The organism is Bradyrhizobium sp. USDA 223, from assembly GCF_044909005.1.
GTDB lineage: Bacteria > Pseudomonadota > Alphaproteobacteria > Rhizobiales > Xanthobacteraceae > Bradyrhizobium > Bradyrhizobium yuanmingense.
Genome location: NZ_JBIYDR010000001.1, coordinates 7,277,996 through 7,300,716, shown reverse-complemented (window position 1 = coordinate 7,300,716; position 22,721 = coordinate 7,277,996). Strand labels below are relative to the sequence as shown.

At 65.2% G+C, this 22,721-nt stretch carries 20 protein-coding genes; 2 read left to right on the top strand and 18 right to left on the bottom strand.

The features are described 5' to 3' along the window. Positions 1 to 70: 70 nt before the first annotated feature. The 3 genes from ABIA40_RS33985 to ABIA40_RS33975 are packed head-to-tail and all read right to left on the bottom strand — an operon-like array spanning position 71 to position 2,677. Positions 71 to 484: a Rieske (2Fe-2S) protein gene (locus tag ABIA40_RS33985; protein ID WP_157283159.1), complete on the bottom strand. Its 414-nt coding sequence runs from the start codon at positions 482 to 484 to the stop codon at positions 71 to 73. Next, positions 484 to 1,593 (bottom strand): amidohydrolase family protein, encoded by a 1,110-nt coding sequence (locus ABIA40_RS33980; protein ID WP_271546013.1) that lies wholly within the window; start codon positions 1,591 to 1,593, stop codon positions 484 to 486. Before ABIA40_RS33980 ends, ABIA40_RS33985 begins: the two co-directional genes overlap by 1 nt. 25 nt (positions 1,594 to 1,618) lie before the next feature. Next, positions 1,619 to 2,677: an amidohydrolase family protein gene (locus ABIA40_RS33975; RefSeq protein ID WP_271546015.1), complete on the bottom strand. Its 1,059-nt coding sequence runs from the start codon at positions 2,675 to 2,677 to the stop codon at positions 1,619 to 1,621. Positions 2,678 to 2,822: 145 nt separating this feature from the next. On the opposite strand from ABIA40_RS33975, the gene ABIA40_RS33970 reads away from it, so the two are divergent. Then, complete coding sequence (locus tag ABIA40_RS33970) at positions 2,823 to 3,305, top strand: CinA family protein (RefSeq protein ID WP_404545587.1); 483 nt, start codon at positions 2,823 to 2,825, stop codon at positions 3,303 to 3,305. Between the two features lie 170 nt (positions 3,306 to 3,475). Here the strand turns inward: ABIA40_RS33970 and ABIA40_RS33965 are convergent, their stop codons facing one another. From ABIA40_RS33965 to ABIA40_RS33910, 12 genes are all read right to left on the bottom strand, one after another. Further along, on the bottom strand, positions 3,476 to 3,784 hold the full coding sequence (locus ABIA40_RS33965; RefSeq protein ID WP_271546019.1) for a DUF1488 family protein: 309 nt from the start codon (positions 3,782 to 3,784) through the stop codon (positions 3,476 to 3,478). Positions 3,785 to 3,830: 46 nt separating this feature from the next. After that, positions 3,831 to 5,300 (bottom strand): AMP nucleosidase, encoded by a 1,470-nt coding sequence (locus ABIA40_RS33960; RefSeq protein ID WP_271546021.1) that lies wholly within the window; start codon positions 5,298 to 5,300, stop codon positions 3,831 to 3,833. 205 nt (positions 5,301 to 5,505) lie between these two features. Continuing rightward, positions 5,506 to 6,837 (bottom strand): HlyD family type I secretion periplasmic adaptor subunit, encoded by a 1,332-nt coding sequence (locus ABIA40_RS33955; RefSeq protein ID WP_271546022.1) that lies wholly within the window; start codon positions 6,835 to 6,837, stop codon positions 5,506 to 5,508. Positions 6,838 to 6,847: 10 nt separating this feature from the next. Then, the gene (locus ABIA40_RS33950; protein WP_057028339.1) at positions 6,848 to 8,596 is read right to left on the bottom strand and encodes a type I secretion system permease/ATPase; all 1,749 of its coding nucleotides are present in this window, start codon (positions 8,594 to 8,596) and stop codon (positions 6,848 to 6,850) included. Between the two features lie 254 nt (positions 8,597 to 8,850). Next, entirely contained in the window at positions 8,851 to 9,120 is a 270-nt protein-coding gene (locus ABIA40_RS33945) for a GlsB/YeaQ/YmgE family stress response membrane protein (protein ID WP_035997080.1), read from the bottom strand. Between the two features lie 99 nt (positions 9,121 to 9,219). Continuing rightward, positions 9,220 to 10,197: an ABC transporter ATP-binding protein gene (locus ABIA40_RS33940; protein ID WP_271546026.1), complete on the bottom strand. Its 978-nt coding sequence runs from the start codon at positions 10,195 to 10,197 to the stop codon at positions 9,220 to 9,222. Continuing rightward, the gene (locus ABIA40_RS33935) at positions 10,194 to 11,609 is read right to left on the bottom strand and encodes an amidase (RefSeq protein WP_271546028.1); all 1,416 of its coding nucleotides are present in this window, start codon (positions 11,607 to 11,609) and stop codon (positions 10,194 to 10,196) included. Before ABIA40_RS33935 ends, ABIA40_RS33940 begins: the two co-directional genes overlap by 4 nt. After that, complete coding sequence (locus ABIA40_RS33930; RefSeq protein ID WP_404545585.1) at positions 11,606 to 11,803, bottom strand: hypothetical protein; 198 nt, start codon at positions 11,801 to 11,803, stop codon at positions 11,606 to 11,608. Before ABIA40_RS33930 ends, ABIA40_RS33935 begins: the two co-directional genes overlap by 4 nt. Further along, complete coding sequence (locus ABIA40_RS33925) at positions 11,800 to 12,861, bottom strand: ABC transporter ATP-binding protein (RefSeq protein WP_271546033.1); 1,062 nt, start codon at positions 12,859 to 12,861, stop codon at positions 11,800 to 11,802. Before ABIA40_RS33925 ends, ABIA40_RS33930 begins: the two co-directional genes overlap by 4 nt. Positions 12,862 to 12,863: 2 nt before the next feature. Next, positions 12,864 to 13,766 (bottom strand): ABC transporter permease, encoded by a 903-nt coding sequence (locus ABIA40_RS33920; RefSeq protein WP_057028343.1) that lies wholly within the window; start codon positions 13,764 to 13,766, stop codon positions 12,864 to 12,866. A 216-nt stretch (positions 13,767 to 13,982) separates the two neighbouring features. After that, a complete protein-coding gene (locus ABIA40_RS33915) occupies positions 13,983 to 14,936 on the bottom strand; it encodes an ABC transporter permease (protein ID WP_057028344.1) in 954 nt (317 codons plus the stop codon). Between the two features lie 244 nt (positions 14,937 to 15,180). After that, entirely contained in the window at positions 15,181 to 16,839 is a 1,659-nt protein-coding gene (locus ABIA40_RS33910; protein WP_404545583.1) for an ABC transporter substrate-binding protein, read from the bottom strand. A gap of 196 nt (positions 16,840 to 17,035) precedes the next feature. On the opposite strand from ABIA40_RS33910, the gene ABIA40_RS33905 reads away from it, so the two are divergent. Next, positions 17,036 to 18,631, top strand: coding sequence for an ABC transporter substrate-binding protein (locus tag ABIA40_RS33905; protein WP_271546039.1), 1,596 nt, complete (start codon positions 17,036 to 17,038; stop codon positions 18,629 to 18,631). A 69-nt stretch (positions 18,632 to 18,700) separates the two neighbouring features. On the opposite strand, the gene ABIA40_RS33900 is transcribed toward ABIA40_RS33905, so the two are convergent. The 3 genes from ABIA40_RS33900 to ABIA40_RS33890 form a co-directional block, all read right to left on the bottom strand. Continuing rightward, positions 18,701 to 19,945, bottom strand: a complete 1,245-nt coding sequence (locus ABIA40_RS33900; protein WP_157283172.1) for an acyl-CoA dehydrogenase — start codon at positions 19,943 to 19,945, stop codon at positions 18,701 to 18,703. Positions 19,946 to 20,081: 136 nt separating this feature from the next. Continuing rightward, positions 20,082 to 21,326, bottom strand: coding sequence for an acyl-CoA dehydrogenase (locus ABIA40_RS33895; RefSeq protein WP_271546043.1), 1,245 nt, complete (start codon positions 21,324 to 21,326; stop codon positions 20,082 to 20,084). Positions 21,327 to 21,457: 131 nt separating this feature from the next. Then, positions 21,458 to 22,585 carry an acyl-CoA dehydrogenase family protein gene (locus tag ABIA40_RS33890; protein ID WP_271546044.1) on the bottom strand — a complete coding sequence of 376 codons (1,128 nt, stop codon included), beginning with the start codon at positions 22,583 to 22,585 and terminating at the stop codon, positions 21,458 to 21,460. Positions 22,586 to 22,721: the final 136 nt, after the last annotated feature.

Sequence of the window (22,721 nt, the reverse complement as noted above, 5' to 3'; positions counted from 1 at the left end):
TTGAGAGAGGCCCCTCACCCCAACCCTCTCCCTGTAAGAACGGGGCGAGGGAGCGCACCGCCGGTGCGGCTTAGATTTCGACCACCACGTAGTCGCTCTCGACTTTCACCGGGATGGTCTCCGCGACATAGGGCCCCTTCACCACGCTCGCGCCCGGCTCGACATGGGCGGGATAGGCCTTCACGCGGAAACGGCGGGGGTCGCAATAGGATTGGCCGGTGCGGATGTCGAACTCCCAGCCGTGCCAGGGGCAGCGGATGATCTCACCCAGCTTGGTGTATTCGATCTCGCCGGGATTGCGCGACTGGGCGAGACCGATCAACGGCCCCTCGCACAGCGCAGCGCCCTGATGCGGGCAGCGGTTCATCAGGCCGAAATATTCGCCTTTGATGTTGAAGACTGCGATCGGCCGCCCGTCGATCTCCAGGAATTTTCGCGTGCCGGGCGGGAGTTCATCCACTGGCGCAATGACGTGCCGCGCCATCAATTGATTCCGTACAGCTTCTTCGCATTGCCGAGATAGAACGCCTCGCGGTTGGCCTCGCTGACTCCCGCTGGCAGCACGCGCGACGGCTCGTCATAGTCCCAATGCGGATAATCGGTGGCGAACAAGAGACGATCCCAGCCGATCCATTTGATGACGTCGAACAGATCCTCGCGCCTTTCAGGATCTTCCATCGGCTGCGTCGTCCACCACACCTGCTCGCGGATATATTCCGACGGCGGCCGTTTTACATGCGGCACCTCGCTCCTGAGCCGCTGCCAGGCCTTGTCCAGCCGCCACGCCAGTGACGGCGCCCAGCCGAAGCCGGCCTCGATCATCACCATCTTCAATTTCGGGAAGCGCTCGAACACGCCCTCCAAAACCAGACTTGCAAGCGCCGATTGCTGGCACTGCGAATGCCCGACCATCTCCTCGATGTAATAGGATGGCCAGCCCGACGGCGTGATCGGATTGCCGCCGAAGCCGAAGGCGTGGACGCCGACCGGGAGCCCCGCTTCTTCTGCGGCCTGGTAGATCGGCCAATAGCGACGCTGGCCGAGCGGCTCGACATTGCGGCTGAGCAGCAGCACCTGCACGAAATTCTTGTCGCCGGCGCGCTCGCGAATCTCGGCGGCGGCCGATAGCCCGTCCTCATTGCCGACCACGATCGAGGCCTTCAACCGCTTATCTTTGCTGGTCCATTTGTCGATCTGCCAATCGTTGATGGCCGAGCACAGCGCGGCTGAGAGCTCGTGATTGCGGATGCCCTGCCCGGTGTTGAGCGGGTTGAGCACGCCCAGCTGCACGTTGTTGGGATCGAGCAATTGCTTCTGCATGAAGGCGAGTGAAGAGCCCTGCGGGCCGCCTTCCGGCGGATAGGCATCGCGGCGCGAGGCGTTGGGCTGGGCCTTTGGATAGGGCGGGCCTTCCAGCATGCCCTGATAGGCATGGACGCCGTAAATTTCGAGATGATGCTGCCAGCGTTTGGCGAGGTAGGGATAGAGCTCGGTGGGGGTCGTTCGTGCCGGATGGATGTCGCAGTCCGCGATTGCGGTCTTGACGGTCAGTGGGGAAGCGGCTTCTTGGTTCTCGCGGAACTGGATATTCATCGCCTTGCCTCCTTTGGCAGCGGGCTCATGTCAGGCGGGGATAGGTTGCATGCGGATTGTCGATCATGATCTTGCGCACGAGATCGGGGGACAGACCTTCGGGCAGCGCGTCCTGGCCGTCGAACTGCCAGTGCGGATAGTCCGTGGAGAATAGGACCAATTCGTCCGACTGCATATGATCAAACAGGCGAATTAATGTCTCGGGTTCCGGCGGGGCATCAAATGGCTGTAACGAGAAGCGGATGTTGCTGCGCACAATCTCCAGCGGCGCGCGATCGACCCACGGCGTCTCCATCCGCACCCCGCGCCAGAACTTGTGCAGACGCCACAGATAGGGCGCGATCCAGGACACGCCGGACTCCAGCATCACCATTTTCAGCCGCGGATATTTGGCGAACACGCCCTCGACGATCAGGCTGGTGAGCTGGGTTTGGAACGCCTGGGCCTGCCCGACATAATCCTCGATGTGATAGGACCCCCAGCCCACGGCGGTCGGCGGATTGTGATAGGCGGAACCGGCGTGGATGCCGACCGGGAGTTCCAGACGTTCCGCGGCCTCGTAGATCGGCCACAGCGCGCGCTTGCCGAGCGGCGTATCGCCCATCACCAGCATCAGCACCTGCACGAAGCGCTCGTCCGGTGCACAGCGCTCGATCTCGGCAACCGCTTTCTCGACGCTTTGCGTGGGGATCACGATCGAGCCGCGGAGCCGCGCGTCGCGATCGAGCCACTCCTTCGCCAGCCAATCATTCAGCGCGCGGCAGAAGGCCGCCTGCATGTCTTCCGAAAACACCATCTGAACGCCGTAGAGCGGATTGCAGATCGCATGCTTGAGCTGGAAGGGATCGAGCACGTGACGCTGCATGGCCTCCAGACTCTCGCCGGGCTTGCCGGTCTCGGGGCGCCAGTCCGGCCGCGCGGTGATCGGCGAGTTCTGCGGATAGGATTGCGAGACAAGGTCGACCATGCCGCGCGTCGTGACCTGATCGCGCCAATAATCGTTCAGGTACGGCAGCAGGCTGGTCAGATGCGGCACGGCCGGATGCACGTCGCAGTCGATGCCGCCGGCGATCAGGGATGCCATTACGTCTCCCTTCTCACGTTTCCTCGCATGTCTCTTCTTATCCCCGCCATTCAAGCAGGCCTGCCCGCCGCCCGCAACTCGGCCAAGCGTCCTGTCATATGCTAGGAAGGCTGAGCTCGGTTGCGAAGGAATGAGGGGTTACGACATGAAAGAGCTCGTCGGCATTGCGGAACAGGTCGCCGCCAAACTGATCGCGCGCAAACAGACCATTGCGGTTGCCGAATCCTCCGCCGGCGGCTTGATCGCGGCCAGCCTGCTCGCGGTGCCCGGCGCATCCGCCTATTTCCTCGGCGGCGCGGTGGTCTATACGCGCGATGCCAGGCGCGTGCTCATGGATATTTCGGACGAAGGAATGAGGGGCTTTCGGTCCTCGTCGGAGCCCTACGCGCAATTGCTGGCCGAGCAGATGCGAACGCGCTTCGACAGCGATTGGGGCCTGTCCGAGACCGGCGCCGCCGGCCCCGCCGGCAACCGCTACGGCGATTCGGCGGGCCATAGCTGCATGGCGGTTGCAGGGCCCGCGCCAGAGGTGATGACGCTGGAGACAGGAAGCAACGACCGGTTCGGCAACATGCAGGTATTCACGGCGACGGCGCTGAAGCTGATGTTGAGGAAGCTTGAGGGGTGATGCGGCTGTGCGATGTGAGCGAGCGGACAAGCTCGCCACATAATCGCTGTCATGCCCCGGCTTGACCGGGGCATCCAGTACGCCGCGTCTTCTCGGTTCTATCACTGCCGTCTCGGAGTACTGGATCGCCCGGTCAAGCCGGGCGATGACGACGGAGTGTGGCGAGACAGCTACCTTTCCAAATGCCGCATGAAAATCCGCACCACATAGCCCGGGAATCGCGGTGCCTCGTCGTAGAGATCGGACGCGATCCGCTCGATGGTCTCACGCAACGACAGGAATTGCGCCTGTCGTGCGCTGCTTTCGGTGCCCTGCATGCCCGCGAGCTCGTCCATCGCGGCGTCGCTGATCTGGCACTGCACGACCTCGCCATCGTTCAGCATGGTGAAGCGAAAGGCCAGCCGTTCCAGATCATGGCCAATGATCTTGTGGCGCATGAGTGGCATCAAGTCGTCCCGGTCGAGCCCCGCGCCGGACAATGCTGAAAATCGCTGCGCTTGTCAGCAGCAAAGTGCGGCCTCGGCCCTACTGGAACGCCACTTCGGCAAAGCTGCGGAGCTTGCGCGAATGCAGCCGTTCCGATTCCTGCTGCTTGAGCCGCTCCAGCGCCTTCAGGCCGATCTCGAGATGCTGGCCGACGCGACGGCGGTAGAATTCGCTGGCCATGCCGGCCAGCTTGATCTCGCCATGCAGCGGCTTGTCGGAGACGCACAGCAGCGTGCCGTAGGGAACGCGGAAGCGGTAGCCGTTGGCGGCGATCGCGGCCGATTCCATGTCGAGCGCCACCGCGCGCGATTGCGACAGCCGGCGGATCACCTCGGGCCCGGAAATTTCCCAATTGCGGTTGTCGACGCTCGCGACCGTGCCGGTGCGCATCAGGCGCTTGAGCTCGAAGCCTTCGAGCCCGGTGACGTCCTCGACCGCCTCCTCGAGCGCGACCTGCATCTCGGCCAGAGCCGGGATCGGCACCCACAGCGGCAGCTCGCGGTCGAGCACGTGATCCTCGCGCACATAGCCGTGCGCCAGCACGTAATCGCCGAGCCGCTGCGTGTTGCGCAGGCCCGCGCAATGGCCGAGCATCAGCCAGGCATGCGGCCGCAGCACCGCGACGTGGTCGGTGACATTGCGCGCATTGGACGGGCCGGTGCCGATGTTGATCAACGTGATGCCGCGATAGCCAGGTGCGACCAGGTGGAAGGCCGGCATCTGCGGTGCACGAGCCGGCGCAGTGCCGCTGATCGCGCCGCCGCTGTTCGTGATCACGTTGCCGGGCGCGACGAAAGCCTCGAGTCCGGCCTCGCCGGACTGCAGCCGCTGCTGGCACGCTTGCGCAAAGGCGTCGACATAGAACTGGTAGTTGGTGAAGATGACGAAGTTCTGGAAATATTCGGGATCGGTGCCGGTGTAGTGATAGAGCCGGCGCAGCGAGTAATCGACGCGGGCGGCGCGGAACAGGGACAGCGGCTCGGGCGCGCCGGGCTGGAGCTCGAAGGTGCCGTCGGCGATCGAATCGTCCATCGTCGCGAGAACGGGCACGTCGAACGCATCGCGCAGCGAGCGTGTGACGGACGAGTTCTCGCTGGTGGTGATGGCGGCTTCGATATTGATGTCGCGCCGATAGGCGAAGTGGATCGGGATCGGCTCGGCGGACTCGCCGATCTCGACGGGCACACCGTGGTTCTGGATCAAGAGGCCGATCTGCTCGGTGAGATAGCTGCGGAACAGATCCGGCCGCGTCACGCTGGTTTCATGCACGCCGGGTCCGGCCACGAAGCCGTAAGCAAGACGCGAATCCAGCCGCGCATGCGTCGCGGTGGTGAGACGGACGAAGGGATAGTAGGCGCGAACCCGCGTCGTGATCGCCTCGCCGCCGACATAGGCTTCGAACCGGTCGCGCAGGAATTTCGTGTTGCGCTCGTAGATCTCCTCGAGGCGGGCAACGGCGAGGGACGCGTCGGAGAAGGATTGGGTGGCGATGGAGGGTGGGGATTGCATGGTTCGACCGCCGGATGATTGGGCCTGAGTCGAACTATAGCAAAGAAGGCGGTGTTGTAGGGTGGGCAAAGCGAAAGCGTGCCCACCAATATGCTCATCGTGTGAAAGATCGTGGGCACGGCGCTTTGCGCCTTTGCCCACCCTACGAGACTGGATTGCCTCGCTACGCTCGCAATGACGGGTGAAGATGACGCGATGTCGCGCGTCACTTCTCGCGGAACGCGCGCATCAGCTGGTCGTGAAACGGCTTCATCAGATAGGACAACATGGTGCGGTCGCCGGTCTGGACGAAGGCTTCCACGGGCATGCCGGGGATCATCTTGACGTCGCCGAGCCGGGCGATTTCTTCCGGCGGCATCGAGACGCGGATGGTGTAATGGCTCTGGCCGGTGCGCTGGTCGGTGGTGACGTCGGGCGAGACGCGGCTGACGACGCCGTTGAGCTCGGGCGTGGTGCGCTGGTTGAACGCGGAAAGGCGCAGCAGCGTCTTCTGGCCGATCTGGAGCTTGTCGATGTCGACCGGATTGACCTTGGCCTCGACCTGGAGATCGTCGGCCTGCGGCACGATCAGCATCAAGGTGTCGCCGGCGGTGACGACGCCGCCGATCGTGTGCACGCTCGATTGCAGCACCATGCCGTCCTGCGGCGCGCGGATGTCGACGCGGCGGAGCTGGTCTTCGGCCGCGACCTTGCGCTCGATCAGCTCGCCGATCTTGTCGTTGGTCTCGCGCAGGTCCTTGGAGACCTCGCTGACCACGTCCTTGTCGATCTGGATGATCTGGAGCTCGGTCTCGGTGATCTTGCCCTTGGCCTGGGCGCGCGCGGCGATGTACTGCGCGCGCTCGCCATTGAGGCGGGCCGAGTCGCGCTCGAGCTGGGTCAGGCGCGAGATCTGCACCAGACGCTTGTCGTAGAGCTCGCGCACGCCGGTAAGCTCGTTCAGCACCAGCGCGATCTCCTGGTCCTTGGCCTTTTCCTGGGCGCTGAGACCGGCGATCTCCTCGTTGAGCTGCGTGATGCGCTCGCGCAGCTGCGCCTTCTGCCCGGTGCGGCCGTTGACGCGGACCTCGAACAGCTTGGTTTCAGCCGCGAGCAGCGCCTTGACGTCGGGATCGCCCGCCCGCTCGATGAGGCTTTGCGGGTACTCGATTCGGTCGAGGCCGCGCTGCTCGGCCTGCAATCGCGCCGCACGCACCTGCGCCGCATCGAGATTCTTGGTGACGATGGCAAGATTGGCCTTGGTGACGGTGTCGTCGAGCCGCACCACGATGTCGCCAGACTTGACCAGGTCGCCGTCGCGGGCGCGCACCTCGCCGACCACGCCGCCGGTCGGATGCTGCACCTTCTTGACGTTGGATTCGACCACGATCTGGCCCGGCGCAATCAGCGCGCCCGAGATCAGGACGGTCGAGGCCCAGCCGCCGAGGCCGATGACCAGGACCACCACGATGGCGAGGCCGAGCATCAGGTGGAACCTGATGGAGTCGCGGACGGTCTTCGCGGCCGCCTTGGGGCCGCCGATGGCCATCGTGCTCATGGCTTCGTGCTCATGGTTTGGCCACTCCGCCTTCGCTGACGATCTTGATCGGCGCCGGCGGCGTCACGCGCGGCTGCAGCACCTGGGCGAGCACCTGCTCCTTCGGCCCAAAGGCCTGCATGCGGCCGTCGCGCAGCACCAGGATCTGGTCGACCGCCTCGACGCCGATCGGGCGGTGCGCCACCACGACGACGATGGCACCGCGCTCGCGCGCCGAGCGGACGGCGCGGGTCAGCGCCTCGTCGCCTTCGGTGTCGAGATTGGAATTGGGCTCGTCGAGCACGATCAGGAAGGGGTTGCCGTAGAGAGCGCGCGCCAGCGCCACGCGCTGGGCTTGACCTGCGGAAAGCGCGGCGCCCTGCTCGCCGACTTGGGTGTTGTAGCCCTCGCGCATCTTGATGATCATCTCGTGCACGCCGGCCTCCTTGGCCGCGGCGATAATCGCCTCGGAGGTGGCCTCGGGATCGAACCGGCTGATGTTCTGCGCGATGGTGCCGCCGAACAATTCGACGTCCTGCGGCAGATAGCCGATATGGCGGCCGAGCGCGTCGCTCGTCCATTGATCGAGCGCCGCGCCGTCGAGCCGCACCTTGCCGCGCACCGGCTGCCAGACCCCGACCAGCGCGCGGATCAGCGACGACTTGCCGGAACCGCTCGGGCCGATCACGCCGAGGCCGTTGCCGGCGGCGAGCGCGAAGGTGACATCCTGCACCACGAGACGCTGATCGCCGGGCGGCACCATGGCGACGCCCTCGACCGAGAGCCGGCTGGTCGGCGCCTGCAGCTGGGTTGGCATCGCCTGCGCCGGCATCTGCTCCAACAGGCGCGTCAGACGCTGCCAGCTCTGGCGCGCCGCGACGAAGGATTTCCAATGCGCGATGGCGAGATCGACCGGCGCGAGCGCGCGGGCGGACAGGATCGAGCCGGCGATGATGATGCCGGCGGTGGCCTCCTGGTGGATGACGAGATAGGCGCCGACCGCGAGCACGGCCGATTGCAGCATCATGCGAAGCACCTTGGCGACCGCGCCGAGACCACCGGCGACGTCGCTCGCCCGCTGATTGCCGGCGAGGTATTTTTCGTTGGCCTCGCTCCAGCGCTGGTTCATCCGGCCGGCCATCCCCATCGACACCATCACTTCGGCGTTGCGGCGGCTGGCCTGGGCGAGATCGTTGCGCTGGGCGGCGAGGCCCATCGCCTCCTTCGCCGGCTGGCGCGACATGAACTCGGTCACCAGCGTCAGCCCGACCAGGATGATGGCGCCGACCAGCGCGGTGACGCCGATCAGGACATGGAAAGCGAAGCAGATGGCGAGATAGAGCGGCAGCCAGGGCAGGTCGAAGAACGCGCTCGGGCCCATGCCGCCGAGGAAGGAACGGACATTGTCGAGATCGCGCAGCGGCTGCAGGCCCTCGTTGCGGCTGCCGACCAGCAGCGGCAGGCGCACGATGGTGTCGAACACGCGCTTATTGAGGGCCTCGTCGAGCGCGGTGCCGATCCGCCCCAAGATGCGGTTGCGGATCATGTCCAGCACGCCCTGCGCCATGTAGAGGAAGCTGGCGAGGATGATGAGGCCGACCAGGGTCGGGATGCTGCGGCTCGGCAGCACCCGGTCATAGACCTCCAGCATGAAGATCGACCCGGTCAGATAGAGCAGGTTGATCATGCAGCTCATCAGGCCCACGCCGATGAAGGCCGTGCGACAAGCGCGCAAGGCGTCACCGAGCTCTGAACGGCGGACGCCAGGGATGGCTGCCATCAGTCTGATCTCTTTCGGCTAACGGGCAAAGCCCTGATTTCAAAGGCGATTCAAGGAGTACTCGCCTTGGATTAACATCTGTTTTCCGGCCGTCCAACGCGGTCGAATTTAATCCGAGGCCTCATGGGCCACATCTACCCCCGACAGCCTTCCGCGCAAGTCCGGAATTCCACAGGCTTGCGGCTTTTTCTTGCAGGCTTTCAGCCGCTTCCGCGAAAAGCGCGGCTCAAGTTCCGCTCAGCCGAATGCAGAGGCTAGAGCCGGCCCCCGCCGCGCACCAGACGGACCACCAGCAGCAGGATGACCGCGCCGATGGCAGAATAGACGATCTGGGAGATCAAGCCGGTGCCCAGGCGAATGCCGAGCTTTGGAAACAGCAGGCTTGCCACCAGCGCACCGCAGATGCCGATCACGATGTCGCCGATAAGGCCGAACCCGGCGCCCCGCACGATCTTGCCGGCGAGCCAACCGGCGACGAGACCGACGAACAGGATAACGAGCAGGCCTTCGTTGGAAATGTACATCCGTGAGGTTCCTCTCCGTGAACGGAGCCATGGAACGGGAACCGGAATGAACGGGGTGTGAATGCTGGAGGCTCGCTCAGCCCGGCTCATTCATCCGAACTATGATACTGCGGTGACCGGCTCCGCCAGCACGCACCTCGCCGCCCGGCCCGACCCGACCTCGACATTGGCAGGCAATTGCTCCAGGCAGCGCGGCTCGGCGAGCTTGCAGCGGGGAGCAAAGGAGCAATTGTGCGGCTTCTCGGCCAGCGACGGCGGCGTGCCGGGGATGGTCTCCAGCCGCTGTCCGCGCCTGGCGCCGTGGATGGTGGAGGCGAGCAGGCCCTTGGCATAGGGATGCACCGGCGAGCGGACGATGTCGCGCAAGGTGCCCTGCTCCACGATCTGGCCGGCATACATCACTGCGACGCGGTCGCAGATCTCGATCGCAACGCCGATGTCGTGGGTGACGAAGATGACGGACATGCCGAACTCGCGCTGGAGTTCGCGCAGCAGCAGCAGGATTTGGATCTGCACGGTGGCATCGAGTGCGGTGGTCGGCTCGTCCGCGAGCAGAATCTTGGGACGACAGGCCAGCGCCAGCGCAATCATGGCGCGCTGGCGCATGCCGCCGGACATTTCGTGCGGATAGGCATCCAGCCGGCGCTTGGCGGAAGGAATGCGCACCACCTCGAGCATTTCCAGCGCCCGCGCGCGCCCTTCCGCAAAACTCTTGCCTTCGTGGCGCACGACGCTTTCGGCGATCTGCGCGCCGATCGTGTAGACCGGATCGAGCGCGAGCGCAGGCTCCTGGAAGATCATCGAGACGGTCTGGCCGCGAAAGGACGATAGCTGCTCGTCGTTCATGGCGAGCACGTCACGACCCAACACATTGACCGTGCCCGAGATCTGCGTGCGCTTCCTCGGCAACAGCCGCATCAGCGCACGCAAGGTCACGCTCTTGCCGGAGCCGGATTCGCCGAGCAGGCCCAGCACCTCACTGTTGCCGAGCGAGAGGCTGAGATCGTTCACGGCATAGACCGTGCGCTCGCCGGTGAAGCGGATGTTGAGGCCTGAGATCTCGACGAGTTTTGTCATGACGGCAGTTTCGGCAATCGATCGTGATAATCGGTGACGCGCTGGAACGCGGCGCCGATGGTCAGCAGGGTGGCTTCGTCGAAGGAGCGGCCGATCAGCTGCATGCCGACCGGCAGGCCGGTCGTGGTGAAGCCCGACGGAATGGTCAGTGACGGCAAGCCCAGGAAATTCACCGGGCGGGTGAACAGCGTCAGCCGCTGCAACAGCGCCGGCGCGTTCGGGCCGCCGCCAACGTCGCTCTCCTCGATCGTCGGCGCCGGCACTGGGGACGCCGGCGCGATCACCGCATCGACGCCTGCCGTCGCGGCATTGTGGGCCGCGAGCGCCGGCCCGCGCCAACGCATCGCCTCGAGGTAAGTGATGGCGGGAACGGCGAGGCCGTTCTGAAGCCGCATCAAGACCTGCGGGCCATAGTCCTGCGGACGTTCGATCATCCAGCGCTTGTGGAAGGCGGCAGCTTCCGCGGCGAGCACGAGCTGGCTGGCCGAGGACAATTGCCGCTGGTCGGGCAGCTCGACGGGGACGATGTCGGCGCCCTCGCGCTTGAGCACCGCGATGGTCTCGTCGAGCACGCGCGCAACCTCGCTGTCGAGATCGTCGACGTAGAACGAGGCGGGCACGCCGATCTTGAGACCTTTGAGCGAGCTCTTGGTGGCCGCGACGTAGTCCGAGAGCGGCTCGTGGCTGCAGGTCGAATCGGCGGGATCAGGCCCGGCCATCAGCGCCAGCAACAGCGCGCAATCCTCGGCAGTGCGGGCCAGCGGGCCGACGGTGTCGAGCGATTGCGACAGCGGCATTGCGCCGGCGCGGCTGACGCGGCCCACCGTGGTCTTGAGCCCCGTGACGCCACAGAAATGCGCGGGCATGCGGATTGAGCCGCCGGTGTCCGAGCCGAGCGCCGCATAGGTCAGGCGCGCGGCCACCGCCGAGCCGGAGCCGGATGAGGAGCCGCCGGTGATATGGGCGACGTTCCAGGGATTGCGCACCGGACCGTAATGGGCGTTGTGCCCGGTCGGGCCATAGGCGAACTCGGCGAGATGCAGCGTGCCGAGCCGGACCTGGCCGGCGTCCTTGAGCCGCTGCAAGGCGGTGGACGTGACGTTCGGCACGAAGTCGCGGCGGATCAGCGAGCCGCAGGTCGAGACGTGGCCGGCATCGTAGTACATGTCCTTGTGCGCAAGCGGCACGCCATGCAGGGGACCGCGGACATTGCCCTTGGCGAGCTCGGCATCGGCAGCATCCGCCGCTTTCAATGCAGCCTCGGCCTCGATCGACATGAAGGCGTTGAGATGCGGCTGCCACTGCGCGATGCGCTGCAGCAGCGCACGCGTCGCCTCGTGCGAGGACACCTGCTTCATCGCGATCGCGCGCGCGACCTCGGTGAGCGTCATCAGAGCGGGCTCACGGCTCATTTCGACACCTTCTGCGTCTGCGCGAGCACGTAAGTTGCGGGCTCCAGATCGAACGGCAGCGTGCCGGCGATCGCGGTGAAGCCTTCGAAGGCGGGCCCGATGGCATTGGAGATGCGGATCGCGATCTCGTCGTCCACGGGCACGCCGGCGATATGCGCGATCGGCTTGATCTCTTTCGGTGTCGGTCTCGTCATGCGATATCTCCCCTGGGGGCGCGGCTATGGCCTGAGCCCGGTATGGCCATGTAGCACGCGGCCTCGTGACCCATATTATCCAGCGCGGTGAGCTTTGGTGTCGCATTTGCGCAGAGCGGCTCCGCAAACGGGCAACGGGTGTGGAAACGGCAGCCGGGGGGCGGATCGATCGGATTGGGCGGATCGCCCGTGATCGGGGGCGTCTCGGTGCGCCTGTCGGGATCGGAAGACGGCATCGCCGCGAGCAGCGCGCGGGTGTAGGGATGGGCCGGGCTGTCCCAGACCTGGTCGACCGGGCCGAGCTCGACGACCTCGCCGAGATACATCACCAGCACGCGGTCCGAGATGTAGCGCACCACGTTGAGGTCGTGGCTGATGAAGAGATAGGTGAGGCCGAATTCGCGCTTGAGATCGGCGAGCAGATTGAGCACCTGCGCCTCGACGGATTTGTCGAGCGCCGAGACGGCCTCGTCCAGGATCACCAGCCGCGGCGACAGCGCCAGCGCGCGGGCGATGTTGACGCGCTGGCGCTGGCCGCCGGAGATCTCGTGCGGATAGCGGTTGGCGAAGTTTTCCGGGCGCAGGCCGACCTTGCCGAGCAGCTCGCGCGCCAGATTGCGCGCCGAGCCATCGGCCATGCCGTGGACCTTGGGACCGAAGGCGATCGACTCCTCGATCGTCAGGCGCGGATTGAGCGAAGCGTAGGAATCCTGGAACACCATCTGCATGCCGCGGCGCAGCTCGCGCAAGCTCAGCGACTGACCGACGGTCATGCCGTCATAGATAATGTCGCCGTCATCGCGCGGCATCAGGTGCATCAGGAGCCGCGCGGTCGTGGACTTGCCGCAGCCGGACTCGCCGACGATGCCGACCGTCTCGCCCTTGGCGACGGAGAAGGAGACATTGTCGACGGCACGCACCGTGCGCTTGGCGGCGAACAGGCCGCCGCGCACCGGAAAATGCTTGGTCAGGCCGTTGACCTGAAGCAGCGGCTGCGCGAGCCCGCCGCGGTCCTCGACCGGCTCCAGCATGGCGACAGATGCGTTGATCTCGCTCATGGCTAATTCCTGATGTCCATGGCGCTGCGCAGGCCGTCCGAAAGGAGATTGAAGCAGATCGAGACTGCGAAGATCATTGCGCCCGGCAAGGCTGCGACCCAGGGATTGACGTAGATCGCGGTGCGCAGCGTGTTCAGCATCAGGCCCCATTCCGGCTCCGGCGGCTTGGTGCCGAGGCCGAGGAAGGACAGACCGGCCGCCAGGATCATCGAGACCGAGATCAGGCTGGTGGCATAGACGAAGATCGCGCCGAGCACGTTGCCGAGGATGTGGACGCGCATGATGGTGAAGGCGCCCGCGCCGGAGGCACGGGCGGCCTCGACGAAGTCCATGTTGCGCACGCCGGTGGTGACGCTCTCGGCGACGCGGGTGATCTGCGGCACGAACACGATGGTCAGCGCCACGATGGAGTTGAGGATGCCGGCGCCGAGCGCGCCAGAGATCGCGATCGCCAGCAGCACCGACGGGAAGGCGTAGAACACGTCCACCGTGCGCATGATGGCGGTGTTGAGCTTGCCGCCGACATAGCCGGCAATGATGCCGAGCGAGGTGCCGATGCAGAAGGCCAGGATCACGGGCAGGATGCCGATGACCAGCGACAGGCGCCCGCCATAGATCAGCCGCGCCAGCATGTCGCGGCCGAGCTCGTCGGTGCCGAGCGGATAGCCTGTGGTGCCGATGTGGCGGAGCCGGCGGATCATCGAACCCTTGTAGGGGTCTTCGAGACCGAGCCACGGCGCGAGGATCGCGGAGAGGAAGATCAGCAGCAACACCAGCGCGCAGGCCATGCTGACCTTGTCGCGCATGATGCGGCGGCCGACGGTCGCCCAATAGCCGCGCGCCTTGGTGGCAGGCGCCGCCTGCAGCGCGGCGTCGGCGGTGGCGGACAGCGGAAGCTCGCTCATCGGCTGGCTCCCGTTGCGTATCGGTGTGGTCGGTGCGAACCGCTTGGTCGGTTAACCTCTCCCGCTTGCGGGAGAGGTCGTCGCGAAGCGACGGGTGAGGGCTTTCGCCTCTTGGGGGTTCTCGCGAGCGGAGACACCCTCTCCCCAACCCTCCCCCGCTCGCGGGGGAGGGAGCGCACCGGCTTCGCGGCTATAGCTCGGCTCAAATGCATCCCGCTAGCCCCGCTTGATGCGCGGGTCGATCGCGGCTTGGGCGATGTCGACCAGGAGATTGAGGAAGACGAAGAACAGCGCCAGGATCAGGATCGTGCCCTGCAGCAGCGGCAGGTCGCGCTGGAAGATCGCCGAGTTGAGCAGGAAGCCCGAACCCGGCCAGGAGAACACCGTCTCGATCAGGATCGAGCCGCCGAGCATGTAGCCGAGCTGAAGCCCCATCACCGCGAGCGCGGTGGGCGCGGCATTCTTGATGACGTGGCGGAACACGCCGGTTTCGCGCAGGCCCTTTGCACGCAAAGCCTCGACGAAGTCCTGCGAGAGAATGTCGCCAGTGAGCGCGCGGACCGTGCGGGTGACGATGCCCATCGGGATCACCGACGTCGTGATCGCCGGCAGCACGAGATATTTGAGATGCGCCCAATCCCAGGCCCAGGAGTTGGAGCCGCTGGGGCCGGCGCCGACCGCGGGCAGCCAGTTCAGCTGGACCGAGAAGATGATGACGAGCAGCATGCCGAGCCAGTAATGCGGCACCGAGACCCCGGCGATGGCAAAGGAGGTCGCGACCTTGTCGATCCAGGTCTCGCGAAAATAGCCGGCGATCAGGCCGAGCAAGACGCCCATGGTGAAGCCGATGATGGCGGCGGCAATTGCGAGCGTGACGGTGTTGCCGACCGCGCGCATGACCTCGGCGAGCACCGGACGCCCCGTCGCGATGGAATTGCCGAGATCGCCGTGAAGGGCACGCAACAGCCACAGGCCGAACTGCACCGGCAGCGGCCGGTCGAAGCCGTAGGCGGCGCGCAGCTGCGCGGCGAGCTCCTGCGACGCGTCGGCCGGCAGCACGGCGACCAGCGGATCGCCCGGCGTGATGTGCACGAGCAGGAAGCACACCAGCGCGACGCTGATGACGATCGGGACGACGTAGACAATGCGTCTGGCGGTATAGGCGAGCACGTTGGATTACTCAAGTTAGTGCGTAGTGGTCGTCATGGCCGGGCTTGTCCCGGCCATCCACGTTTTCTTGGTTCGTCATCCGGGACGATGCGAAGCATCGAACCCGGAATCTCGAGATTCCCCGGTGCGCAATTGCACACCTGAGGTCTGGTCCTTCGGACGATCCCGCAATGACGGAGCTGGAGGAGACACGTGGATGCCCGGGTCAAGCCCGGGCATGACGCGTCGATAGAGCGTACTCACCTCACTGCTTGATCGACACCGGCGAGAAGTCGATGAACCAGCTCTTCGGTTGCACGACGCCTGTCACCTTCGGGCTCATGGCGCGCGGGCCGACGTCGTGGGCGACGTAAAGGAAAGCGGCGTCGTCGACGGAGGCTGCGTGCAGCTCGGCGAGCGCGGCGTCGCGCGCGGCGGGATCGAAGGTCTGGCGCGCCTTCTTCACCAGCTCGTCGAACTTGGGGTTGTTGATGAAGCCCCAATTGTTCGAGACCGGCGGCGCCATGCCCGACTGCAGGAAGCGCACCAGCGCGAAGAACGGGTCCATCGCCGCGTAGGTGACGTTGGTCGCGTGCGAGCCGTTGGCGCTGGGATCCTTGGCGCCGCGGCGCCAGTTGGTGAACAGCGTATTCCATTCGATGACGTCGAGCTGGACGTCGAAATAGCATTCGGCCAGCGCCTGCTGCAGATACTCGTTCATCGGCAAGGGCTGCATCTGGCCCGAGCCGGACGCCGACGTCTGCGTCTTCACGGTCAGCTTCTTGTTGGGACCGTAGCCGGCCTCCTGCATCAGCTTTTGCGCAGCCGCCTTGTCGTACTTGATCTGGAAGGTGGGATTGCCGCGCCAGGGATGGCCGGGCTCGAAGGTGCCGGTCGCCGGCACCATCAGGCCGGCGAGCAGACCGTCCCTGAGGCCTTCGCGGTCGACGCAGAGGTTCGCGGCCTTGCGCACCCGGATGTCGTTCCAGGGCGAGCCCTCGACGCGCGAGAACTGCCATGGCCAGACGTGCGGCTGCTCGTTGGAGTAGAGCTTGAAGCCGCGCTGCTTCAATTCGGGGATCGCGTCCGGTGCCGGCGCCTCGACCCAATCGACCTGGCCGGAGAGCAGCGCCGCGGTGCGCGCGTTGGCTTCCGGCATCGGCAGCAGCACCATCTTGTCGACCTTGGGCACACGATCCTTGTTCCAGTAGTTCGCGTTCTTGACCAGCTCGAGCCGCTCGCGCGGCGTGAAGCTCGCCATTTTCCAGGGACCGCTACCCGAGGCGTCCTTGGCAAACGCAGTCCAGGCGGCCTGCGACTTCGCCTTGGCGTCGGCGCCCTCGGTCTTGTCGTAGAAGGACTGCCACTTCGCCGGGCTCGCCATGAACAGATTGGTGAGGTTGATCGGCAGGAAGCTGTCGGGCTCCTTGGTGGTGAGCTCGACGGTCATGTCGTCGATCTTCTTCGCCGAGGCCAGCGTCGGCATGCGCGAGGCCGTGACGCCGACCTGGCTGGCGTCGAATTGCGGCGCATCCTGCTTCAGCACCTTCTCGACGTTCCACACCACGGCGTCCGCGTTGAACGGCGAGCCGTCGTGGAAGGTGACGCCGGGGCGCAGCTTGAAGACCCATTTGGTCTTGTCGGCATCGTCGACCTTCCACTCGGTGGCAAGACCGGGGATCACCACGCTCGCCTTCTCGGCGGAGGACAGGTCCCAGCCGGTCAGCGCGTCGTACATGGTGAGGCCGGTGAAGCGATTTCCTTCAAAACCCTGATCGGGCTGGCCGAGCGTGCGCGGAATATCGGCAGCGGTCATGCCGATGCGCAGCACGGTCTGCGCGCTCGCCACACGCGGCCATGCGGCGGCTGTCGTCAGAGCGAGCACCGCGATCAGTGCCGCACGTGTCTTCTTCTTAGTAAGCATCGCCTCGTCCTTCTCCGGCTTTGGATGATTAATTTTGATGCAATGGTATGCAATGGCTATGCCAAGGAGAAACTTTTTCTGCAAATCTTGCCTGCGGCGACAAGTCCTTGTGGATCGCCAGGAGGCAACCAGGCGGGCTGCCTATTCTGGCATCAAGATTGCAAGTTCGGCTCCGAAATCCCTGGGAGCTTGGACCATGCGTATTCGCTTATCGACCTGTCTCGCCGTGCTTGCGCTGGCGTCCTCCGCAATCTCGGCGCGCGCGGAGAGTGTTGTGCGCTACGGCATCTCGATGGCGGATATTCCGCTCACCACCGGCCAGCCTGATCGCGGCGCCGGCGCCTATCAGTTCACGGCCTACACGATCTACGATCCCCTGGTGGCCTGGGAGATGGACGTCGCCGACCGCCCCGGCAAGCTGGTGCCGGGCCTTGCCACCGAATGGAAGGTGGACGATGCCGACAAGACGAAGTGGCGCTTCAGCTTGCGCAAGGGCGTGAAGTTTCACGACGGCAGCGATTTCAACGCCGATGCGGTGATCTGGAATCTCGACAAGGTGCTCAACGACAAGGCGCCGCAATTCGACAAGCGGCAGAGCGCGCAGGTGAAGACCCGCCTCCCCTCCGTCGCCAGCTACGCCAAGATCGACGACTCCACCGTGGAGATCACCACCAAGACGGTCGATTCCTTCTTCCCCTACCAGATGCTGTGGTTCCTGGTCTCGAGCCCGGCGCAATACGAAAAACTCGGCAAGGATTGGGACAAGTTCGCCAGCCAGCCCTCCGGAACCGGCCCGTTCAAGCTGACGAAGCTGGTGCCGCGCGAGCTCGCCGAGCTCAGCAAAAATCCGGACTACTGGAACAAGAAGCGCATTCCCAAGGCCGACAAGATTGTGCTGGTACCGATGCCGGAAGCGCTGACGCGCACCAATGCGCTGCTCGCCGGCCAGGTCGACCTGATCGAGACACCCGCGCCGGATGCCGTGCCGCAGTTGAAGGCGGCCGGAATGAAGCTGGTCGACAACGTCACGCCGCATGTGTGGAATTATCACCTCAGCGTGCTGCCGGGCTCGCCCTGGACCGACATCCGCCTGCGCAAGGCGCTGAACCTTGCGATCAACCGCGACGAAGTCGTCGGACTGATGAACGGCCTCGCCAAGCCCGCCAAGGGCCAGGTCGACCCGTCGAGCCCGTGGTTCGGCAAGCCCAGCTTCGAGCTGAAATATGATCTCGCCGCCGCCAAGAAGCTGGTGGAGGAAGCGGGCTATTCCAAAGCAAAGCCGCTGAAGACCACCTTCATCATCGCGCAAGGCGGCACCGGCCAGATGCTGTCGCTGCCGATGAACGAATTCCTGCAGCAAAGCTTCAAGGAGATCGGCATCGAGATCGACTTCAAGGTGGTCGAGCTGGAGACGCTCTATACGCATTGGCGCAAGGGCGCCGCCGACGAGATGAACGCCGGCATCACCTCCAACAACATCGCCTATGTCACCTCGGATCCGCTTTACGCCATCGTCCGCTTCTTCCATTCCGGCCAGATCGCGCCGGTAGGCGTCAATTGGGGCGGCTACAAGAACCCGAAGGTCGACGCGCTGATCGACGAGGCCAAGCAGACTTTCGAGAGCACCAAGCAGGATCAATTGCTGGCGCAGGCGCATGCGCTGATCGTGGACGATGCCACGCTGGTGTGGGTCGTCCACGACACCAACCCGCACGCGCTGTCACCGAAGATCAAGCAGTTCGTGCAGGCGCAGCACTGGTTCCAGGACTTGACGACGATCGGGGTGGAGTGAGCAACGCGCAAGGGTGGGCACGGCGCTTTGCGCCTTTGCCCACCCGAGGTCCATGCTCAGCGCGCGCGATCACCGCCCCTTGGTCGGGATCTTGTTGTACGGCACGTCCTTGTCGACGCGGATGTCGCCCGGCAGGCCCAGCACGCGCTCGGCGATGATGTTGCGCAGGATCTCGTCGGTACCGCCGGCGATGCGCATCGAGGGCGAGGACAGCAGCATCTGCTGGAATTGGCCCTGGGCCGTTTCCTCGTCGTTGCCGGTGAGAACACCGGCCGCACCCTGCAGGTCCATGGCGTAAGTCGCGATGTCCTGCAGCATCATGCCCGAGACCAGCTTGCCGATCGAATTCTCCGGGCCCGGGCGCTCGCCTTTCGATAGCGCCGAGATCGTGCGGTAGCTGGTGTATTTCAGCCCGTTCGACTTCGCCGCCCAGCTCGCGAGCTTCGAGCGCACGGCGGGATCGTCGATGGCGAGGCCCTCCTCCAGCATCAGGTTCGAGCAGAGCTCGAACATTTCAGGCACGCCGGTCGCGAGCCGCGCGCCGATCGACATGCGCTCGTTCATCAGCGTGGTCAGCGAGACGTTCCAGCCGTCGCCGACGGCGCCCAGCCGCTGGCTATCGGGGATCACCACATCGGTGAAATAGACCTCGTTGAACTCCTGCATGCCGTTGGCTTGCTTGATCGGCCGCACCTCAACGCCGGGGCTCTTCATGTCCAGGAAGAACATGGTGAGGCCCTTGTGCTTGGGCACGTTCGGATCGGTGCGTGCGATGAGGAGGCCATAGTCGGAATAATGCGCGCCCGAGGTCCAGATCTTCTGGCCGTTGACGACCCAATTGTCGCCCTTCTTCTCCGCGCGTGTGCGAAGCCCTGCGACATCGGAGCCGGCAGACGGCTCGGAGAACAGCTGGCACCAGATCTCCTCGCCCGATGCGAGCTTCGGCAAGTAACGGCGCTTGGCCTCCTCACTGCCGAACGCCATCACGGTCGGTCCGCACATGCCTTCGCCGATCTGGAACGGCTGCGTCAGCTTGCCGTAGACGCCCTCCTCCTGCTGCCAGATCACCTTCTCGATCGGCGTCGCGCCGCGGCCGCCATACTCCTTGGGCCAGTGCAGGCAGGCCCAATTGCCCTCGAACTTCTTCTTCTGCCAGGCCTTGCCGACTTCGACGATGTCGCGGTTGGCAAGGCGGATGCGGCCGAGCGAGGACTTTGATAGCTCGCCATGCAGCTCCTTCGGCGCGTTGGTCTCGATCCATTTGCGCGCGGTCTCACGGAACGCGGCTTCCTGCGGGGTGTCGTCGAAATTCATCTTCGAGCTCTCCTCTCTCGTGCCCCGGACGCTGCGCAGCGCGAAGCGGTGCGCTGCAGAGCCGGGGCCCATTGCGGCCATCTGGGTCCCGGCTCTGCGAAGCAGCACTGCGTGCTGCATCGCGTCCGGGACACGGCTAATTCCTTCCCTTCGTCGGGATCCTGTTGAACGGCACGTCCTTGTCGACGCGGATGTCGCCTGGCAGGCCCAGCACCCGCTCGGCGATGATGTTGCGCATGATCTCGTCGGTGCCGCCTTCGACGCGGGTACCCGGCGCGCGCAGCAGCATGGCCTGGAAACGGCCGGCGAGCTCGGCATCCTCACCGCTGACGACGCCGGACGCGCCCTGCAGATCCAACGCGTAGGTCGCGACGTCCTGGATCATGGAGCCCGCCACCAGCTTGCCGATGGAGTTCTCCGGCCCCGGGCGTTCGCCCCTCGACAGCGCCGAGATCGCGCGCATGCTGGTGTATTTCAAGCCGCTCGCCTTCACCGCCCAGTTCGCCAGCTTGGAGCGCACCGCGCGATCCTCGATCGCCGGGCCGTCGTCGAGCATCAAGCTGGAGCAGTACTCGAACAATTCAGGGAAACCGGTCGATACGGCCGCGCCGATCGCACTGCGCTCGTTCATCAGCGTGGTCAGCGAGACGTTCCAGCCGTCGCCGACCTCGCCGAGGCGCTGATGGTCGGGGATGCGGACGTTGGTGAAATAGACCTCATTGAAATCCGAGGCGCCGCTCGCCTGCTTGATCGGCCGCACCTCGACGCCGGGGCTCTTCATGTCCAGGAAGAACATGGTGAGGCCTTTGTGCTTGGGCACGGTCGGATCGGTGCGCGTGAGCAGGATGCCATAGTCTGAATAATGCGCGCCCGAGGTCCAGATCTTCTGGCCGTTGATCACCCAGTCGTCGCCGTCCTTCTCCGCACGCGTGCGGAGGCCCGCGACATCAGAGCCGCCGGCGGGCTCGGAGAACAGCTGGCACCAGACCTTCTCGCCGGAGGCGAGCGGCGGCAGATAGGTGCGCTTATGCTCCTCGCGCGCGAACGCCATCATGGTCGGCCCGCACATGCCGTGGCCGATGATGAACATGCGGGAGAGCTGGCCGAACGGCCCTTCCTCCTGCTGCCAGATCACGCGCTCGATCGGCGAGGCGCCGCGGCCGCCATATTCCTTCGGCCAGTGCAGGCAGGCCCAGCCGGCGTCGGCCTTTTTCTTCTGCCAGGCTTTTGCGACCTGCAGGATATCCGCGTTTTTGAGCACGGTACGCCCGAGCGAGGATTTGCGCAGCTCCTCCTCGTATTGCTTGGGCGCGTTGGCGTTGATCCAGGCGCGGGCGGTGGCGCGGAACTCGGCTTCCTGCGGGGTGTCGTCGAAGTTCATGGTCTCATCTCTCGGTTCGTTCCCCGGACGCTGCGCAGCGCGAAGCGGTGCGCTGCAGAGCCGGGGTCCATTGCAGCCCCTGGGTCCCGGCTCTGCGGCGCTCCGCGCCGCGTCCGGGACACGAGCGAGGGTTACGCCGCGTTCTTCTTCCGCATGCGGTCGATCAGCTGATCCTCCCAATAGGACAGGCTGCCCAGGCCAAGCGCCATCGCATTGGCGCGGCGGTAGTACATGTGGCAGTCAAATTCCCAGGTGAAGCCCATGCCGCCGTGGACCTGGATGTTGTTCTTGGCGCAGTGCTGGAACGCCTGCGTCGCGCTGATGCGCGCGGCGGCGGCGGCTTCCGGCAGCTCGGCCGCATTGGTCGAGAGTGCCCAGGCGCCGTAATAGCTGTTGGATCGCGCCAGCGTCGCCGAGACGTACATGTCGGCCAGCATGTGCTTGACGGCCTGGAACGAGCCGATCTGCCGGCCGAAGGCGATGCGGTCCAGCGCGTAGTCGCGGCCCATCTCCAGCGCGCGGTCGGCGCCGCCGACCTGCTCGAACGCGCACAGCACCGCGGCGCGGTCGAGCACCTGGGTGAGGATGCTCCAGCCGTCGCCCGCGGCGCCGAGAGGCTCGGCTTTGGCGTCCTTAAAGGTGATCTCGGCCTGCCCGCGGGTCGGATCGAGATTAGTGAGGTTCTTGACCTCGACGCCGCCGGCTTTGAGATCGACCAGGAACAGCGAGATGTCATTGTCGCGCCCGCTCGATCCCGTGCGCGCGGCAACCACCGCAAAATCGGCGATGGCACCGTCGGCGACCGGCTTCTTGACGCCGTTGAGCACCCCGTTCGCAGCCGTCAGCTTGACGTTCTTCGGCGCTGGGTTGCCCTTGCCCTCGAACAGCGCCAGCGTGCCGATGGCCTCTCCGGACGCAATCGCCGGCAGCCATTTCTTCTTTTGCGCGTCGCTGCCGGCGATCAGCAACGCTTCGGCGGCGAGGTACACGGTCGAGGAAAACGGCACCGGCGCGTTGGCGCGGCCCATTTCTTCCGCGATCACGCACAGCTCGAGATGGCCCGCGCCGGCACCGCCGAACTCCTCGGGAATCGCGACGCCGAGGAAGCCCATCTCGGCGAGGCCTTTCCACAGCTCCTTGTCGTAAGGCGTCTTGCCGTCGAGCACGACACGCACCGCCTTGGGCGAGCATTTCTCGGCGAGGAACTTGCGCGCTTGGTCGCGGAGCTGTTTTTGGTCGTCGGAGAAATCGAAGTTCATGGCGGGGCTACCTTTGTTTATTCGTTGTCATTTATTGGCACCGTCATTCCGGGGCGCGCCCCTTGGCGCGAGCCCGGAATCCATAACCACGAGCCGGGGTTATGGATTCCGGGCCTGGCCCTTCGGGCCATCCCGG

What these genes read in the sequence shown, in the direction of transcription:
- ABIA40_RS33890 (WP_271546044.1), bottom strand. Translation starts at nt 22,585, where the DNA reads ATGAACTTCGATTTCTCCGACGACCAAAAACAGCTCCGCGACCAAGCG.
- ABIA40_RS33930 (WP_404545585.1), bottom strand. Translation starts at nt 11,803, where the DNA reads ATGACGAGACCGACACCGAAAGAGATCAAGCCGATCGCGCATATCGCC.
- ABIA40_RS33910 (WP_404545583.1), bottom strand. Translation starts at nt 16,839, where the DNA reads ATGCTTACTAAGAAGAAGACACGTGCGGCACTGATCGCGGTGCTCGCT.
- ABIA40_RS33960 (WP_271546021.1), bottom strand. Translation starts at nt 5,300, where the DNA reads ATGCAATCCCCACCCTCCATCGCCACCCAATCCTTCTCCGACGCGTCC.
- ABIA40_RS33940 (WP_271546026.1), bottom strand. Translation starts at nt 10,197, where the DNA reads ATGACAAAACTCGTCGAGATCTCAGGCCTCAACATCCGCTTCACCGGC.
- ABIA40_RS33935 (WP_271546028.1), bottom strand. Translation starts at nt 11,609, where the DNA reads ATGAGCCGTGAGCCCGCTCTGATGACGCTCACCGAGGTCGCGCGCGCG.
- ABIA40_RS33955 (WP_271546022.1), bottom strand. Translation starts at nt 6,837, where the DNA reads ATGAGCACGATGGCCATCGGCGGCCCCAAGGCGGCCGCGAAGACCGTC.
- ABIA40_RS33925 (WP_271546033.1), bottom strand. Translation starts at nt 12,861, where the DNA reads ATGAGCGAGATCAACGCATCTGTCGCCATGCTGGAGCCGGTCGAGGAC.
- ABIA40_RS33895 (WP_271546043.1), bottom strand. Translation starts at nt 21,326, where the DNA reads ATGAACTTCGACGACACCCCGCAGGAAGCCGAGTTCCGCGCCACCGCC.
- ABIA40_RS33920 (WP_057028343.1), bottom strand. Translation starts at nt 13,766, where the DNA reads ATGAGCGAGCTTCCGCTGTCCGCCACCGCCGACGCCGCGCTGCAGGCG.
- ABIA40_RS33980 (WP_271546013.1), bottom strand. Translation starts at nt 1,593, where the DNA reads ATGAATATCCAGTTCCGCGAGAACCAAGAAGCCGCTTCCCCACTGACC.
- ABIA40_RS33905 (WP_271546039.1), top strand. Translation starts at nt 17,036, where the DNA reads ATGCGTATTCGCTTATCGACCTGTCTCGCCGTGCTTGCGCTGGCGTCC.
- ABIA40_RS33970 (WP_404545587.1), top strand. Translation starts at nt 2,823, where the DNA reads ATGAAAGAGCTCGTCGGCATTGCGGAACAGGTCGCCGCCAAACTGATC.
- ABIA40_RS33900 (WP_157283172.1), bottom strand. Translation starts at nt 19,945, where the DNA reads ATGAATTTCGACGACACCCCGCAGGAAGCCGCGTTCCGTGAGACCGCG.
- ABIA40_RS33945 (WP_035997080.1), bottom strand. Translation starts at nt 9,120, where the DNA reads ATGTACATTTCCAACGAAGGCCTGCTCGTTATCCTGTTCGTCGGTCTC.
- ABIA40_RS33950 (WP_057028339.1), bottom strand. Translation starts at nt 8,596, where the DNA reads ATGGCAGCCATCCCTGGCGTCCGCCGTTCAGAGCTCGGTGACGCCTTG.
- ABIA40_RS33975 (WP_271546015.1), bottom strand. Translation starts at nt 2,677, where the DNA reads ATGGCATCCCTGATCGCCGGCGGCATCGACTGCGACGTGCATCCGGCC.
- ABIA40_RS33985 (WP_157283159.1), bottom strand. Translation starts at nt 484, where the DNA reads ATGGCGCGGCACGTCATTGCGCCAGTGGATGAACTCCCGCCCGGCACG.